Consider the following 15654-nt stretch of genomic DNA (forward strand, 5'->3'; position numbering starts at 1 on the left):
ATTTACTTTTTACACTGAAAACTCTAAATTGGCAATCAGCTTTATATCTTGCCCCATCGCTATACCTCCATTGTGATTGTAAGAGTTCGAGCTTAATTTAAAATCTTTTCGTTGTATTTGACCAACCACTTCAAAAACAGCTTTTTCGATACCGTTATAAGTTTTTATGCCTATAAATTCAGCATCTAGTTCAACTATTTTTGTTATATTATTGATTGTTAATTCTCCTTTTAGAAAATTAATATTGTTGTTTATTTTTTGAAAAGATGTAGATCTAAAATGGATGTATGGGAACTCATTGATATCTAGAAAATCATTTAGTTGTAAATGAGTATCCATTTGCTCCAGTTTTGTATCCTTGTTGTTTACATCTAAACAAAATTCAATAGATGCATCTTCAATTGCATTTTCATGAATGTCGATGTGTCCTTTGAACTTATTAATTGATCCGGCTATATATGCAATTATTGAATGTCTTGCTTTTATTAAAACGTCAGATTGATTTGAATCAATAGTCCATTTTGTTGCTGATAGTGGTAGAGTAGTATTCATAACTTTAAATCCTAGTTTTGATTTCGAGGGCAAATGTAATATGGAAACTTTGAATACCGAAATAGTTTCCATTGTTTTTCCATTTTTTTAACGTTTCATTAACAAAAGGAGTTTGCATTCAATTGTGAATGCAGTAAATTAGCCAAAAATTACTTTTTATGCATGCCATTTTTCAGTACCAAGATTTTTTTATAAATTTCCTACAAAAACAGTCAATAACTAAAGAGCCAAAGAATCTTTACGATCCTATTACCTATATTTTAGGCCTAGGAGGAAAAAGAATGCGACCGGTATTAACGCTAATGGCAACAGAAGTTTTTAATGCCAATTATGAAAAAGCCCTTCCTGCAGCGATGGCTGTTGAAGTTTTTCATAATTTCTCCTTAGTTCATGATGATATTATGGACGATGCTCCTTTACGACGTGGTAAAGTAACAGTACATGAAAAATGGGATATTAATACTGGTATTTTATCCGGTGATGCAATGCTTATTTTAGCCTATCAATATTTTGAGCAATACGAACCTTTAGTTTTTAGAGACTTAGCGAAGTTGTTCAGCAAAACAGCACTTGAAGTTTGTGAAGGGCAACAATGGGATGTGGATTTTGAAACACGTACTGATGTTACTATTCCGGAATACCTCAAAATGATTGAGTATAAAACGGCTGTTCTTGTTGCTGCTGCAATGAAAATGGGCGCTATAGTTGCTCAAACCTCAGATGAAAATGCAAACTTAATCTATGAATTTGGATTAAATTTGGGACTGGCTTTTCAGTTGCAAGATGATTATCTAGATGCTTTTGGAGATCCGGAGACTTTTGGAAAACAAGTGGGTGGAGATATTATCGAAAATAAAAAAACGTATTTGTACTTGAAAGCAATTTCTTTTTCTTCTAAAGAGGATCGCGATAAATTGATGGCTTTGTTTTCAACTCAACCAGATGAGTATGTAGAAAAAGTCAATCATGCAAAAGATATTTTTAATAAATCTGGTGCATCAAAAGCAACTCAAGATGCTATTCAAGAATATACTTTTAAGGCTTTTGATACATTAGAAAAAATGAATATCACTGCCGATAAAAAAGCAATCTTAAAGAGCTTTGGTGAAAACTTAATGGATAGGAAGGTCTAGTGCGTAACTAGTATTGTTGAAAGAATTCAATGAATCGCAAATACAAATCACTTTAGATGTTTATAGCTCCACAAAATACCGATTTATTGTTATCTGAGGCCGAAGGGGAATCATTGTATCTTAAGTTAATTGAACAAATTAATAAGGATTTTAATTTGGCAAATGAAGGAATTGATTTCCCAATGAGTATCTCACCTAATGAATTGAAAATTCAAATGCATGAAAAAATCTATAGATTAATTCAGTATAAATTTGCCGAATATCTGAATCTTCTTTATATTATTGATGTGTCTGAAGAAGAGATAAAAAGATTAGATGGTTCAGATCTAGTTGCGCTTGCGGAACAGGTTTCTTTTTTAGTTTTAAAAAGAGAATGGCAAAAAGTGTGGTTTAGAAATAAGTTTAGTTAGTTCATTTTAAAAATAAACTCTTACAAAAGGCATGAAGGCGTCACTATAAACACTTTTTGTGTTGTCTTGTAATACATTGTAACGTGCACCAATAGTGACATTTCCGGCTCGATAACCGGCTCCTAAAAACAAACCAGTATTCCAATAATCTTGAGAATTACTATTAGAACCGTCTAAATTTACATTGACACGTAATTCTTCTAATTCTACTGAGAGTTGAATTTGATTGATAGGATTGAATAAGGCTATAATACTGCCGCCGTACAAATGGGAGGCGTAATAATCTCGCTGTTTTATATAAGTATATTGTGCGCCCAATCCCAAAGCTACATATTCATTAAAATTGTAAATCGCACTAGGTGCTATTGAAATGTCTGTGTAGCCAGATCCAAAACCTAAACCTAGGCCACCGCCAAACTGTACATGATTCCAAAAATCGCTTCTTGATTTACGAGTAGAAGGTTGTTGTTGAGCAATTAAATTATTGCAAACAAATAAGATAATGGTAAGTGAAATTGATTTTGAAACCCTCATAAAGGCACTTTTTTTCATAAGTATCTAGTTTTTTAACATTTTAATACATAAAATGTATTTAAAAGTAAATGTAAATTTAGTTGATTATTGTACTTTTGCCAAACTATTTTAACAAAAAGTATATTCAATAAATATTATGGATAGGTTTTCATTTTTAAACGCAGCACATACAGAATTTTTTGCACAATTATACGATCAGTACTTAGAGAATCCAGATAGCGTTGAGCCAAGTTGGAGAAGTTTTTTTCAAGGTTTTGACTTTGGAATGGAAACTTATAACGGTGAAAATCCAGTTCAGCATATAATCAGTGAAACCTCAGGCAACGTTGACTATTCTCAAATTTCTGAAAAACTTCAAAAAGAGTTTAATGTTTTGAAATTAGTTGAAGGATATCGTTCTCGTGGACATTTGTTCACCAAAACTAATCCAGTAAGAGACAGAAGAACATTTGAGCCAACACTTGAGATTACTAATTTTGGTCTTTCAACTGCAGATTTAAATACTGTTTTTGATGCAGCAAAAGTAATAGGTATAGCTCCTTGTACATTAACAGATATAATAAAACATTTAGATAACATTTACTGTCAACACATTGGTGTGGAGTATATGTATATTAGAAAACCAGAGATTATTCAATGGATTCAAGATAAACTAACTGTAAACGACAATCAGCCTAATTTCTCTGCAGACGAAAAGAAATCAATTTTAAATAAATTGAATCAGGCCGTTTCTTTTGAAAATTTCTTACATACTAAATATGTAGGACAAAAACGATTTTCACTAGAAGGGGGTGAGTCTATTATTCCTGCACTTGACGCTTTAATCGAAAGAGCAGCCGAAAAAGGAGTGGAGCAGTTTGTAATGGGAATGGCACACCGTGGCCGTTTGAATGTTTTAGCAAATATATTTGGGAAGTCTACTCAAGATATCTTCGGAGAATTTGACGGGAAAGATTATGATCAAGAATATTTTGATGGGGATGTTAAGTACCACTTAGGACTCACTGCTGATAAGATCACGAGCACAGGTAAAAAAATCAATATCAATTTGGCTCCAAATCCTTCTCACCTTGAAACAGTAGGTGCGGTAATTGAAGGAATTACAAGAGCAAAACAAGATAAATATTTTCCAAATGATTTTTCTAAAGTATTACCAATCGCCGTTCACGGTGATGCTGCGATTGCAGGACAAGGGATACTTTACGAAATTGTGCAAATGGCACAGTTAGATGGATACAAAACAGGTGGGACCATACATATTGTAATTAACAATCAAGTAGGGTTTACTACAAATTATTTAGATGCTCGTTCGTCAACTTATTGTACGGATGTGGCCAAAGTAACATTGTCACCAGTATTACACGTAAATGCAGATGATCCTGAAGCGGTAGTTCATGCTATTGATTTTGCTTTGGATTTCAGAATGCAATTTGGTCGTGATGTATTTATTGATTTATTAGGATATAGAAAATACGGTCATAATGAAGGTGATGAACCTCGTTTTACACAACCCGTATTGTATAAAATTATAGCGAAGCATAAAAACCCAAGGGATCTTTACGCAGAGAAATTATTAGCAGATGGTGTTATTGATTCTAATTTTGTAAAAGGACTAGAAGTTGAATACAAATCTAGAATGGAAGAGAATTTGGAAGCATCTCGTAAAAAAGATTTGACCATTATAACTCCATTTATGAGAAATGAATGGTTAGGTTTTGAGCAAGTTACCGATAAACAAATGTTGCAAAATGTTGAAACTTCTTATTCAAAAGAAGGTTTGACTCAAGTAGCCAATGCGGTTTGTAATTTACCTTCGGATAAAAAATTCATCAGCAAAATCCAAAAACTAATCAACGACAGAAAAACGATGTTTTTCGAAACGAATAAATTAGATTGGGGAATGGCGGAACATTTAGCTTATGGCTCGTTATTACAAGAAGGATATGATGTACGTATTTCTGGGCAAGACGTAGAAAGAGGAACTTTTTCTCACCGTCATGCCGTAGTAAAAGTGGAAGATTCTGAAGAAGAGGTAACATTAATCAATAGCTTAGAAGGTAAAAAAGGAAATTTTAATATCTTTAATTCTCTTTTATCTGAATACGGAGTACTGGGATTTGATTATGGTTATGCTTTAGCAAATCCTAATACGTTGACTATTTGGGAAGCTCAATTTGGAGATTTCAGCAATGGAGCTCAAATCATGATTGACCAATACATCTCTTGTGGAGAAGATAAATGGAATAATCAAAACGGTATCGTGTTGTTATTGCCACATGGATATGAAGGGCAAGGAGCTGAACATTCATCAGGAAGAATGGAGCGTTACTTACAGCTTTGTGCAAGACAAAATATGTTTGTGGCCGACTGTACCACTCCAGCGAATTTCTTTCACTTGCTAAGAAGACAAATGAAAACAAAATTCCGTAAACCATTAATTGTGTTTACACCTAAGAGTTTATTGCGTGACCCAAGATGTATATCTACCATTGAAGAGTTAGAAAACGGAAGTTTCCAGGAAACGATAGATGATACTGCAGTAAATAAAGCAGATGTGAAAACATTGGTTTTTTGTACAGGAAAATTCTACTATGATATTACAGCCGAAAGAGAAAATAACGGTCGTAAAGATGTTGCAGTAGTTAGAATCGAACAATTATTCCCGTTACCAGTAGAACAATTAAAAGCGATTATTGCATTATATCCTAATGCTGATGATTATGTTTGGGCACAAGAAGAACCAAAAAACATGGGAGCTTACAGCTTTATGTTGATGAACTTCAACTTGGTAAAATGGAGATTAGCTTCGTTAAAAGCATATTCAGCATCAGCATCAGGAAGTTACACAAGAGCAAAACGTCGTCAGGCCGATGCGATAAAAATGGTTTTTGATAAAAATTTATTCAATTAGAAGCTATTTCCTGCTGTACGCTGTATCTTTCTTGTCCAGAACTTGTTTCTGGATCCTGAACTAAATTCAGGACAAGAAAGGATGCCGCTACCATCAGGGCTAAAAAATAAAACAAACAATAAACAGTAGTTGTTTCAATAACAACTCAAACAATAAAATTCATAATTTAAAAATTATACAAGATGATTTTAGAAATGAAAGTCCCATCACCAGGGGAATCTATAAAAGAAGTTGAAATTGCAACTTGGTTAGTAAAAGACGGAGATTATGTAGAGAAAGACCAAGCAATCGCTGAGGTTGATTCTGACAAAGCAACTCTTGAATTACCTGCAGAAGCTAGTGGAATTATCACATTAAAAGCAGAAGAAGGTGATGCAGTAGCAGTAGGGGCAGTAGTTTGTTTAATTGATACTGCGGCAGCAAAACCATCTGGTTCAGCTCCTGCACCAGCAGCAGCAGCTCCAGTTGCCGAAGCACCAAAAGCAGCTCCAGCTCCAGTAGCAGCAGCTCCAGCAGCGACATATGCTTCAGGAACGCCTTCTCCAGCAGCAAGAAAAATATTAGACGAAAAAAATATAGCTCCAACAACTGTAACAGGAACTGGTAAAGACGGAAGAATAACTAAAGATGATGCTGTAAATGCAGTACCATCAATGGGAACTCCTACAGGAGGAAGCCGTGGAAGTGAGCGCACTAAATTATCAATGTTGCGTCGTAAAGTAGCGGAGCGTTTAGTTGCTGCCAAAAATGAAACGGCTATGTTAACTACTTTCAACGAAGTAAACATGACGCCAATCAACTTGATCCGTAATCAATATAAAGACGAATTCAAAGCAAAACATGCTGGTGTAGGTCTTGGATATATGTCTTTCTTTACAAAGGCAGTAACAAGAGCGTTAAAATTATATCCAGATGTGAACTCTATGATGGATGGTGATTATAAAATTGCTTACGATTTCTGTGATATTTCTATCGCAGTATCTGGACCAAAAGGATTAATGGTTCCTGTTGTTCGTAATGCGGAGAATTTAACGTTCCGTGGTGTTGAAGCGGATATCAAAAGATTAGCAATTAGAGCACGTGATGGACAAATCACTGTTGATGATATGACTGGTGGTACATTTACTATTACTAATGGTGGTGTATTTGGGTCTATGTTGTCTACACCTATTATCAATCCTCCTCAATCTGGAATTCTTGGAATGCACAACATTATCGAGCGTCCTATTGCAGTAAATGGGAAAGTAGAAATTCACCCAATGATGTATGTAGCACTTTCATATGACCACAGAATTATTGATGGTCGTGAGTCTGTTGGTTTCTTAGTTGCTGTGAAAGAAGCTTTAGAAAACCCAATGGAATTATTGTTAGACAACAATCCTAAAAGAGCTTTTGAACTATAATTTACTAGTTTGAAATTTTAAAAAAAAACTGCCTCAATTATTGAGGCAGTTTTTTTTAATTATAGTAAATACAAACAATGGTTGTAATAATCTACAATTGCTTTTCCTTTCATCAATACATCGGCGCCAATGATACCATGTACTGGTTTTGATTTATGCTGAATCAATGCTTCATTGACATGAGACAAATCAAAAATCACCAAATTGAATTCAACATCTTTCCAGAAGCCCAATTGGAGCGTATTATTCGAAGCCATCTGTGTTTGCATTCCTGTAGCTCCTGCTCCTGAAGCCAATGTTTTTGAGTCCTCAGCTTCGACTTGAAATAAGGTTACACTTTCAAATCCAATGCAACTATTGGAAGCTCCCGTATCCAAAATAAAATTTCCTTTAACACCATTAATTCTTGCCTTTAATAAAAGATGTTGTGTTTTAGTAATTTTAAATTTAATTTTTTTATATTTTTCCTTTTTTAAGACTTCGTGGAGGTTTTTCATAGTTTGAAACTGATATTCAAAAGTAATCTAAATTACCAAGAATCTAAAAAAACAACAATTCAAAATAGTAACTTTGCCTTTTTAAATTAATAGAATGATACTAACGGATACGCATACCCATTTATATTCAGAAGAATTTAATCAAGATCGAGAGGAAATGATACAAAGAGCTATTGAAGCTGGAGTTTCTCGTTTTTTTATTCCTGCCATAGATTCTAGTTGTACAAATGCAATGTATGATTTAGAAAAGAAACATCCTTCAACTGTTTTTTTGATGATGGGATTGCATCCTACCTATGTAAAAGATAATTATCTGGAAGAATTGCAACACGTAGAAGAAGAATTAGCCAAAAGGAAGTTTTATGCTATAGGAGAAATTGGAATTGATTTGTTTTGGGATAAAACCCATTTAAAGGAGCAGCAAGACGCTTTTAGTAAACAAATTCAATTGGCCAAAAAATACAGGTTACCCATTGTGATTCACTGCCGAGATGCTTTTGATGAAGTTTTTGAAGTTTTAGAACAAGAAAAAGGAGATGATTTGTTTGGAATTTTTCATTGTTTTACGGGAACGCAAGAACAAGCTTTACAAGCTATTTCGTATAATATGAAACTAGGAATTGGTGGGGTTGCGACTTTTAAAAATGGGAAAATTGATCAGTTTTTGAAACAAATTGATTTAAAAAATATTGTGTTAGAAACAGATTCTCCTTATTTAGCCCCTATTCCTTATAGAGGAAAACGAAATGAAAGTAGTTATTTGTTAAATGTAGCTGATAAATTATCTCAGATATATGAATCTCCGATAGAAGTTATTGCTGCGATAACAACTGAAAATTCTAAAGCAATTTTCGGTATTTAAAGCTAAATTCACTATAAATTGATATTTTTTTTGTTCATTTGCCCACTTAAAATTACCAAAATGCAAAAATTTGACGCTATTCGGCCATTTTATGATTCCGAAATTAATGATGCCATTCTAGATGTAGTGAATCATCCTATGATGAAAGCTATGATGAATTTCACTTTCCCTGATTCAGAAGATGAAGTTTGGAAAGAACAGCTTAGAAAAACACATTCTATTCGTGATTTTCAATGTAATTTTATTTATCATACGATACAAAAAGTATTAGAAAAAAGTTCTGATGGATTGACAACTTCTGGTTTTGAAAAATTAGACAAAGGAGAGTCTTATTTGTTTATTTCTAATCATAGAGATATCCTTTTGGATACGACCTTACTGAATGTTGCATTGTTTGAACATGGATTAGTAATGACAGCTTCGGCAATTGGAGATAATCTTGTTAAGAAAGATTTCTTGAATACGTTAGCAAAACTGAATCGTAATTTTTTGGTTCAAAGAGGTTTGACACCAAGAGAAATGTTGCTAAGTTCAAAAACACTTTCGGAGTATATTGGACACTTGTTACAACATGAAAACCGTTCTGTTTGGATTGCGCAAAGAGAAGGTAGGACAAAAGATGGTAATGACGAGACAAATCCTGGTGTTTTAAAAATGCTTGGAATGGGTTCTGATGAGTCAAATTTAATGGATTATTTTAAAAAAATAAAAATTGTTCCTGTTTCTATTTCTTACGAATATGATCCAACGGATGTTTTAAAAATTCCGCAGTTAATGGCTGAGGCCAATAATGAAGTTTATATTAAGGAAAAAAACGAGGATTTCATGACATTACTAAGTGGTGTAATGGGACCAAAGAAAAGAATTCATATTCATATTGGGGATGTTTTAGATACTGAACTGGACGCAATTAAAAATGAATTTGAAAATTCAAATAAGCAAATACAAGCTTTAGCACAAGTAATTGATGATTCAATCTTGAAGAATTATAAGTTATGGCCTACAAACTATATTGCTTATGATATTTTGAATAAAACAAATCAACATACTCAGTTGTATACTGAAAACGAAAAATCACTGTTTGAACGTAGATTAGAGATGAGGATAGATGCCGAAAACCCGGTGGCTTTGCAAGGGATTTTGAATATGTATGCTAATCCAGTTGTTAATCAATTAAAACACATTTAATGAATACGAAGGCTAGGATTTTATTGATATATACTGGTGGTACAATCGGGATGAGCAAAGATTTTGAAACTGGAGCGCTTAAGGCGTTTAATTTCAGTAAATTATTGAAAAACATACCCGAATTGAAACAATTAGATTGTGCAATTGAAACCTATTCATTTGAAGACCCTATTGATTCATCAAATATGAATCCGGAACAGTGGTGTTATATTGGTTCTGTTATTGAAGAAAATTATGACTCTTTTGATGGTTTTGTAGTGTTGCATGGTTCAGACACGATGTCTTATTCAGCATCTGCATTGAGTTTTATGCTAGAGAATTTGTCTAAGCCAGTCATTTTTACAGGTTCTCAGTTGCCTATTGGTGATTTGCGTACAGATGCCAAAGAAAATTTAATTACCGCAATTCAAATTGCTTCTTTATTAGAAAATGGCAAGCCAATTATTAAAGAAGTTTGTTTGTATTTTGAATATAAATTATACCGAGGAAACCGTACGACTAAAATTAATGCGGAACATTTTAGAGCCTTTACATCTCCTAATTATCCTGAATTAGTGGAATCAGGAGTACATTTAAAATTATATCCTGAATTGTTTCTTTCAGAAATCAGCGACAAGCCTTTGCAGCTTCATAAAAAAATGGATAATAATGTGGCTATTGTCAAAATGTTCCCAGGAATGAGTGAAACAGTTTTGTCAGGTATTTTATCAATAAAAGATTTAAAAGGAATTATTTTAGAGACCTATGGTTCAGGAAATGCTCCTACCGAAGATTGGTTTTTAAACCTAATGCGTAAAGCAATTTTAGACGGGATACATATTGTTAATGTTACTCAATGTTCGGGCGGAAGCGTGAATATGGGACAATATGAAACAAGTACCGTTTTAAAAGAAATTGGAGTCATTTCTGGAAAAGATATTACCACTGAGGCTGCCATTACAAAACTAATGTATCTACTAGGACATGATATTGCGCCAAAAGCTTTTAAAACAGTTTTTGAAACCTCTTTGAGAGGAGAAATTGCATAATAAATTGATTTTGCTTTTCTAACTCATTTTTTTTCATGTTATTTGCATCCTCAAATAAAAAGAGAGGTGTCCGAGTGGTTGAAGGAGCTAGCCTGGAAAGCTAGTATGTGGGTAACTGCATCGTGGGTTCGAATCCCATCCTCTCTGCAAAATGATTATTGCTCCCTAAAAAGGGAGCATTTTTTGTTTTATAGCTTTTATTGTCTTTTTGCTCGTCTATTTTAAAGGCAAAAAGGAGTTTGGCATGTAGAAACGATTGTTTCTTTGTGAAATACTCTCCTTATGATACTACCTAATTAATGACTTCCTCTCCACAATAAAAATAGGCTTTCTTTTTGGAATTTTTTTGGCTTTAATTTTTAACCTTTCCAAAACGGACTAATGATATATTTATCTAATAAACAATTGCTTAAAGACAATCTTTAGTTTTGATTTTTGTGTTGCGTATTTCTAAATGTGGAATGTTTGTTTTTTCTTTAAAAGCTTTGTCTCTTTAATTTAATTTTTTTTAAAGTTTTAGTGATTATTTTGAGTCAATTAGGAGTTCAAGATTTCTTTTGTTGGGATTGTAGTATGTCTTGTAGTTGTATAAAATTAAAATATAAGAAAAAACGTATTTAAAATAAAAATAAATGTATTTAATCGATTTAATTTGTTGTTTAAACGGATTATTTCGTAGATTTAACTAACAAAAAAATTGGATACTAACGAATAATAATTTACTAATGAAAATGGAAAATAAAAAAAACGAGATGTTTTTATACATAGGAAGCTTTTTTGTTATGGCAGCTAGTCTTTCCATAGGAGTATTGATTTTGATGGTTTTTTAATTTATATCGGTATCAGGGTATGCGGTTTTTTGAATTAAAAAAATGGCTCCTACAAGATATTACGAATTGATAAATTAAAAGAATCGTACGGAGTTTTATAACTCAACGCAAATACCCCACTAAATATATTTAGTGGGGTATTTGCATTTATATAAATGACAGTTTTTTTTAAAAACATTAGGTAGCATAAAGCTGTCAAAATCCTATATTTGTACTGCTATAAAGAATAGCAATAGTTGAGAATGTATTTAATTATGATTATGTCATCAAACAAAAATAAGACTATGCGATTTTTTTTAAGTTGTTTCCTTTTAATTCCCTTTTTTAATGCTTTTTCGCAAGAAGAAAGTGTGTCGTTAAAGGAAAAAGCACCAATAAAGATTGATTCTTTATATAGAGAAGATCAGTTTTATTTTGGGTTTACATACAATACTTTACAACAAAAGCCTGCTGGGTTATCTCAAAAAAAATTCTCAACAGGACTTTCTTTGGGGTTTCTTAGAGATATGCCAATAAATAAAGACAGAACCGTTGCAATTGCATCTGGATTGGGTTTCTCATACAATAATTACAATCAAAATTTAGCGATTACAGGCACGAATCAATTGCCAGTTTATGCAATAATTGATTCTAAAGCAACGTATAGCAAAAATAAATTTACCCAGCTATTAGTTGACTTACCTGTTGAGTTTCGATGGAGAACCTCTACCTATGAGAGTCATAAGTTTTGGAGAATTTATGGAGGAGTTAAGTTTAGTTATTTAATTTATGATAAATCTGTTTTTAGTGATGGAGATGGAAAAACAACCATTACAGGAAATAAAGATTTCAATAAATTTTTATATGGATTGTATGTGTCTTCGGGCTACAATACAATAAATGTTTATGCTTATTATGGTTTAAACTCAATTTTCAAAAAAACGGCTCAAATTAATGGGGAGCAACTAGGTATTAAATCACTTAATATTGGAGTTATTTTTTACATTCTATAGCCATAAGTACATTAGCAATACTTGAGGAAGTGCACCTATTAAAAAGCCAATAATTAATTCTTTAACGGTATGTGCGTTCATTTCTAATCGGGATGAAGCTATAAAACCGTTCATCAGAATTAAAAATAGTATCGAAAAAATATTTTGTGTTTGAAAGTGTAAATTTAAACCCAATACAAAAAATGTCAAAGCACTTATTCCAATCATATGCAGGCTTACTTTCATTTTAGCAAATAAAAGAAGCAACGCTATTAGAGTACTTAATAAAGCCCCCAAAAAGAAAAAATGCAATTCTGGATAACGTTCGATTGTGATGTTGGTGCGAACCAAAAAAATGATTAAAAAACATTGAAGTACTAATGGAATTTTACGTTCAGAGAGAAGCGGCGCCATTGCCGAACTGATTTTCCCTGTTGAGCGCAACCCCCAGAAGAACAAAATCGGAAGGAACACGGTGATTATTATAACTTGTAGTAAAACTAAATATTTTTCTTTATTTAAAAAGTAAGAATTATTTGAAAAAAGATAGAACAAGGTGGCGTAAACAGGAATAAAAATAGGGTGCAAGATATAAGAAAATAGGGGAAGGATTTTTTTCAAGACTTCTATATTTGGTTAGCGTAGCAAAGATAAGAAATCTAGTAAAATAGGAAATCAAATCTACTCTAGAATTGATAATGATTTTAATTTAAAAGGAATTTGAATTAAATTGTTGTAAAGTGAATGCTAGCATTATAAAAAGAAGTCTTATTTTTGAGAGAGATTAACCAATCCGTAAAAACATACGTTTAAAACGTTAGCTATAAATGAGTATATTAATAAAAAACATAATACCAATTCTTGAAGCCAAATGGTTTGGCACTGATTCGGATGCTGCAGTGGATACGGTTTCTATTGATAGTCGATCCTTGCAAAATAGTTCGCATACTTTGTTTTTTGCGTTAGTTGGGCCTAATAATGATGCACATTTGTATATTAAAGAATTGATTGCTATTGGTGTTCATAATTTTGTTGTGAATTATATTCCTGAGGGTTGTGAGAGTAAAGCTAATTTTTTGGTTGTCAAAAATACTTTGGATGCTTTGCAACAATTTGCGTCTTATTACCGCAATTTATTTCATTTTCCAGTTATTGGTTTAACAGGCAGTAATGGAAAAACAATTGTAAAAGAATGGCTCAATTTTTTATTAAGTCCCGATTTTAATATTATTCGGAGTCCTAAAAGTTATAACTCACAGGTGGGTGTGCCTTTGTCTGTAATTGCTATTAATGAAAAACATAATTTAGGGGTTTTTGAAGCAGGGATTTCCACTGTGAATGAAATGGGAAAACTGGAAAAGGTAATTCGACCTACAATTGGAATTTTGACAAATATTGGCTCTTCGCATGATGAAGGGTTTCAAAATTTAGAGGAAAAAATAAAGGAAAAACTAACACTCTTTAAAAGGGCTGAAGTTGTTATTTATCAAAAGAATAGTTTAGTTGACAACTATATTCTACCAACATCAAAAAAGTTCAATTGGAGTTTTGAAAATGAAGATGTAGATGTTTTTGTATTTAAAAAAGAAATAAAAAGCGAAAGCATAATATTGTATTATAAGTACAAAGGGAATCAGTTTACATTAGAGATTCCTTTTCTAGATAGCGCATCCATTGAGAATGCTGTGTCCTGTTTAATGACCCTGTTATATTTCAATTATGACAACGAAACAATTCAGGCAAGAATGTTATTACTTTATCCTGTAGAAATGCGGTTGAAAGTAAAAAACGGAATCAATAATTGTAGTATTATTGATGACAGTTACAGCTCGGATTTTCAATCTTTAAAAATAGCATTGGATTTCTTGGAGAGTCAAAAACAATTCCAAAAGAAAACGATAATTCTATCGGATATTTTTCAAAGCGGGTTGGCAAATGAGGAGTTATATTCCCGAGTTGCCACCTTAATTGTTTCCAATAATATCAATCGAATTATTGGAATTGGAGAAACTATATCAGCATTTAAAGATAAATTTGCCAATTGCATTACGTATAAAAATACAGCCGAATTTATTGCTGATTTTGAAAATCTTGAATTTGTAAACGAAACTATTTTGATCAAAGGAGCACGTTCTTTTCAATTTGAAGAAATCGTTCAATTATTAGAAGAGAAAACGCATGAAACAGTTTTAGAAATTAACCTAAATGCCATTAGTTACAATCTCAATTTCTTCAAGTCAAAGCTGAATCCCAAGGTGAGAATTATGGTCATGGTAAAAGCATTTGGTTATGGTAATGGCGGACTTGAAATTGCTAAATTACTCGAGCATCATAAAGTAGATTATCTGGGTGTGGCTTTCGCCGATGAAGGAATATCGTTGAAAAATGGGGGGATTCATTTGCCTATAATGGTTTTGAATCCAGAGAACACTAGTTTTTCGGCCATTATACAACATCAACTAGAACCAGAAATTTATTGTTTAAAAGGGCTTTATGCTTTCTTGAAGATTGCAACCCAAAAAAAACTAAAGCATTTTCCTATTCACATTAAACTAGATACAGGGATGCATCGTTTGGGTTTTGAAGAAGACACAATTGATGAGCTCATTGCAACGTTGAAAGGACATGATACGGTCTATGTGAAAAGCATTTTATCTCATTTGGCTACTAGCGACGATTTGAAACATCGTGAATTTGCTTTGGCGCAGATTGCACTGTTTGAAAAATTATCTTCTAAAATTTGTACTGAATTAGAAATAAATCCCATCCGACATATTTTGAATACCTCAGGAATTAGTAATTACCCCGATTCTCAATTTAACATGGTTCGTTTAGGAATTGGGCTTTATGGTGTTTCTAATGATCCATCCGAACAAAAGTACTTAGAAAATGTAGGTACCTTAAAATCGGTTATATCACAAATTAGAACTATTTCTGCTGGTGAAAGTGTAGGATATGGACGAAAATTCATGGCTAGTAAAACAACCAAGGTAGCCACAATTCCCATAGGTTATGCCGATGGAATTTCTAGAGCTTGGGGAAACGGACTCGGTTTTGTTACTATAAAAGACGAGAAGGCAATTATTTTGGGTAGCATTTGTATGGATATGTTAATGGTTGATGTTACAGAAATTGATTGTACAGAAGGTGATTTGGTAATTATTTTTGGAGAAAACCCAACGGTATCTTATATTGCAAAAAAATTACAGACAATCCCTTATGAAATTCTAACGAGTATTTCACAACGGGTAAAACGTGTTTTTTATCGTTAATTTATTATAATTATCGATAATTTATTAAGGAATGTTAAATTTTTATTAATTTAGAAGTTCAAA

At 32.7% G+C, this 15654-nt stretch carries 13 protein-coding genes and 1 tRNA gene; 10 read left to right on the top strand and 4 right to left on the bottom strand.

Going from position 1 to position 15654, the window contains the following annotated elements; all coding sequences use genetic code 11:
- Positions 1–9 precede the first annotated feature (9 nt).
- Complete coding sequence (locus AB3G36_RS05010) at positions 10–552, bottom strand: YceI family protein (protein ID WP_367756630.1); 543 nt, start codon at positions 550–552, stop codon at positions 10–12.
- 158 nt (positions 553–710) lie between these two features.
- Between AB3G36_RS05010 and AB3G36_RS05015 the strand changes: the two genes are divergently transcribed.
- Both AB3G36_RS05015 and AB3G36_RS05020 read left to right on the top strand, forming a co-directional pair.
- On the top strand, positions 711–1685 hold the full coding sequence (locus AB3G36_RS05015; protein ID WP_367756632.1) for a polyprenyl synthetase family protein: 975 nt from the start codon (positions 711–713) through the stop codon (positions 1683–1685).
- A 56-nt stretch (positions 1686–1741) separates the two neighbouring features.
- Complete coding sequence (locus tag AB3G36_RS05020; RefSeq protein ID WP_367756634.1) at positions 1742–2095, top strand: hypothetical protein; 354 nt, start codon at positions 1742–1744, stop codon at positions 2093–2095.
- Positions 2096–2101: 6 nt separating this feature from the next.
- On the opposite strand, the gene AB3G36_RS05025 is transcribed toward AB3G36_RS05020, so the two are convergent.
- Positions 2102–2647 (bottom strand): hypothetical protein, encoded by a 546-nt coding sequence (locus AB3G36_RS05025; protein ID WP_367756636.1) that lies wholly within the window; start codon positions 2645–2647, stop codon positions 2102–2104.
- Between the two features lie 118 nt (positions 2648–2765).
- On the opposite strand from AB3G36_RS05025, the gene AB3G36_RS05030 reads away from it, so the two are divergent.
- Together AB3G36_RS05030 and odhB are read left to right on the top strand one after the other, a co-directional pair.
- A complete protein-coding gene (locus tag AB3G36_RS05030; RefSeq protein ID WP_367756638.1) occupies positions 2766–5540 on the top strand; it encodes a 2-oxoglutarate dehydrogenase E1 component in 2775 nt (924 codons plus the stop codon).
- Positions 5541–5722: 182 nt separating this feature from the next.
- Positions 5723–6943, top strand: a complete 1221-nt coding sequence (odhB, locus tag AB3G36_RS05035; protein ID WP_367756640.1) for a 2-oxoglutarate dehydrogenase complex dihydrolipoyllysine-residue succinyltransferase — start codon at positions 5723–5725, stop codon at positions 6941–6943.
- A gap of 59 nt (positions 6944–7002) precedes the next feature.
- Here odhB and AB3G36_RS05040 read toward each other — a convergent pair whose 3' ends face one another.
- Positions 7003–7440 (bottom strand): retropepsin-like aspartic protease, encoded by a 438-nt coding sequence (locus AB3G36_RS05040; protein WP_367756642.1) that lies wholly within the window; start codon positions 7438–7440, stop codon positions 7003–7005.
- A gap of 94 nt (positions 7441–7534) precedes the next feature.
- Here AB3G36_RS05040 and AB3G36_RS05045 point away from each other — a divergent pair, with 94 nt between their 5' ends.
- The 5 genes from AB3G36_RS05045 (at position 7535) to AB3G36_RS05065 (ending at position 12340) form a co-directional block, all read left to right on the top strand.
- Positions 7535–8302, top strand: coding sequence for a TatD family hydrolase (locus AB3G36_RS05045; RefSeq protein WP_367756644.1), 768 nt, complete (start codon positions 7535–7537; stop codon positions 8300–8302).
- Between the two features lie 60 nt (positions 8303–8362).
- Positions 8363–9490 carry a 1-acyl-sn-glycerol-3-phosphate acyltransferase gene (locus AB3G36_RS05050; protein WP_367756646.1) on the top strand — a complete coding sequence of 376 codons (1128 nt, stop codon included), beginning with the start codon at positions 8363–8365 and terminating at the stop codon, positions 9488–9490.
- Complete coding sequence (locus AB3G36_RS05055; protein ID WP_367756648.1) at positions 9490–10518, top strand: asparaginase; 1029 nt, start codon at positions 9490–9492, stop codon at positions 10516–10518. The genes AB3G36_RS05050 and AB3G36_RS05055 overlap by 1 nt, the downstream gene beginning before the upstream one ends.
- A 60-nt stretch (positions 10519–10578) precedes the next feature.
- A tRNA-Ser gene (locus AB3G36_RS05060) sits at positions 10579–10665 on the top strand.
- Between the two features lie 967 nt (positions 10666–11632).
- Positions 11633–12340 carry a porin family protein gene (locus AB3G36_RS05065; RefSeq protein WP_367756650.1) on the top strand — a complete coding sequence of 236 codons (708 nt, stop codon included), beginning with the start codon at positions 11633–11635 and terminating at the stop codon, positions 12338–12340.
- Here AB3G36_RS05065 and AB3G36_RS05070 read toward each other — a convergent pair.
- Positions 12335–12940: a hypothetical protein gene (locus AB3G36_RS05070; RefSeq protein WP_367756652.1), complete on the bottom strand. Its 606-nt coding sequence runs from the start codon at positions 12938–12940 to the stop codon at positions 12335–12337. The two genes, AB3G36_RS05065 and AB3G36_RS05070, sit on opposite strands and share 6 nt — an antisense overlap.
- Positions 12941–13146: 206 nt before the next feature.
- On the opposite strand from AB3G36_RS05070, the gene AB3G36_RS05075 reads away from it, so the two are divergent.
- A complete protein-coding gene (locus AB3G36_RS05075; protein ID WP_367756654.1) occupies positions 13147–15591 on the top strand; it encodes a bifunctional UDP-N-acetylmuramoyl-tripeptide:D-alanyl-D-alanine ligase/alanine racemase in 2445 nt (814 codons plus the stop codon).
- The last annotated feature ends 63 nt before the right edge of the window (positions 15592–15654 follow it).

The sequence above is a fragment of the Flavobacterium sp. WC2430 genome (genome assembly GCF_040822075.1).
In the GTDB taxonomy this organism is placed as follows: domain Bacteria; phylum Bacteroidota; class Bacteroidia; order Flavobacteriales; family Flavobacteriaceae; genus Flavobacterium.

Coding starts and splice junctions, on each gene's coding strand:
- AB3G36_RS05065 (WP_367756650.1), top strand. CDS start 11,633: ATGCGATTTTTTTTAAGTTGTTTCCTTTTAATTCCCTTTTTTAATGCT.
- AB3G36_RS05025 (WP_367756636.1), bottom strand. CDS start 2,647: ATGAAAAAAAGTGCCTTTATGAGGGTTTCAAAATCAATTTCACTTACC.
- AB3G36_RS05045 (WP_367756644.1), top strand. CDS start 7,535: ATGATACTAACGGATACGCATACCCATTTATATTCAGAAGAATTTAAT.
- AB3G36_RS05055 (WP_367756648.1), top strand. CDS start 9,490: ATGAATACGAAGGCTAGGATTTTATTGATATATACTGGTGGTACAATC.
- AB3G36_RS05050 (WP_367756646.1), top strand. CDS start 8,363: ATGCAAAAATTTGACGCTATTCGGCCATTTTATGATTCCGAAATTAAT.
- AB3G36_RS05030 (WP_367756638.1), top strand. CDS start 2,766: ATGGATAGGTTTTCATTTTTAAACGCAGCACATACAGAATTTTTTGCA.
- AB3G36_RS05010 (WP_367756630.1), bottom strand. CDS start 552: ATGAATACTACTCTACCACTATCAGCAACAAAATGGACTATTGATTCA.
- AB3G36_RS05075 (WP_367756654.1), top strand. CDS start 13,147: ATGAGTATATTAATAAAAAACATAATACCAATTCTTGAAGCCAAATGG.
- odhB (WP_367756640.1), top strand. CDS start 5,723: ATGATTTTAGAAATGAAAGTCCCATCACCAGGGGAATCTATAAAAGAA.
- AB3G36_RS05040 (WP_367756642.1), bottom strand. CDS start 7,440: ATGAAAAACCTCCACGAAGTCTTAAAAAAGGAAAAATATAAAAAAATT.
- AB3G36_RS05015 (WP_367756632.1), top strand. CDS start 711: ATGCATGCCATTTTTCAGTACCAAGATTTTTTTATAAATTTCCTACAA.
- AB3G36_RS05020 (WP_367756634.1), top strand. CDS start 1,742: ATGTTTATAGCTCCACAAAATACCGATTTATTGTTATCTGAGGCCGAA.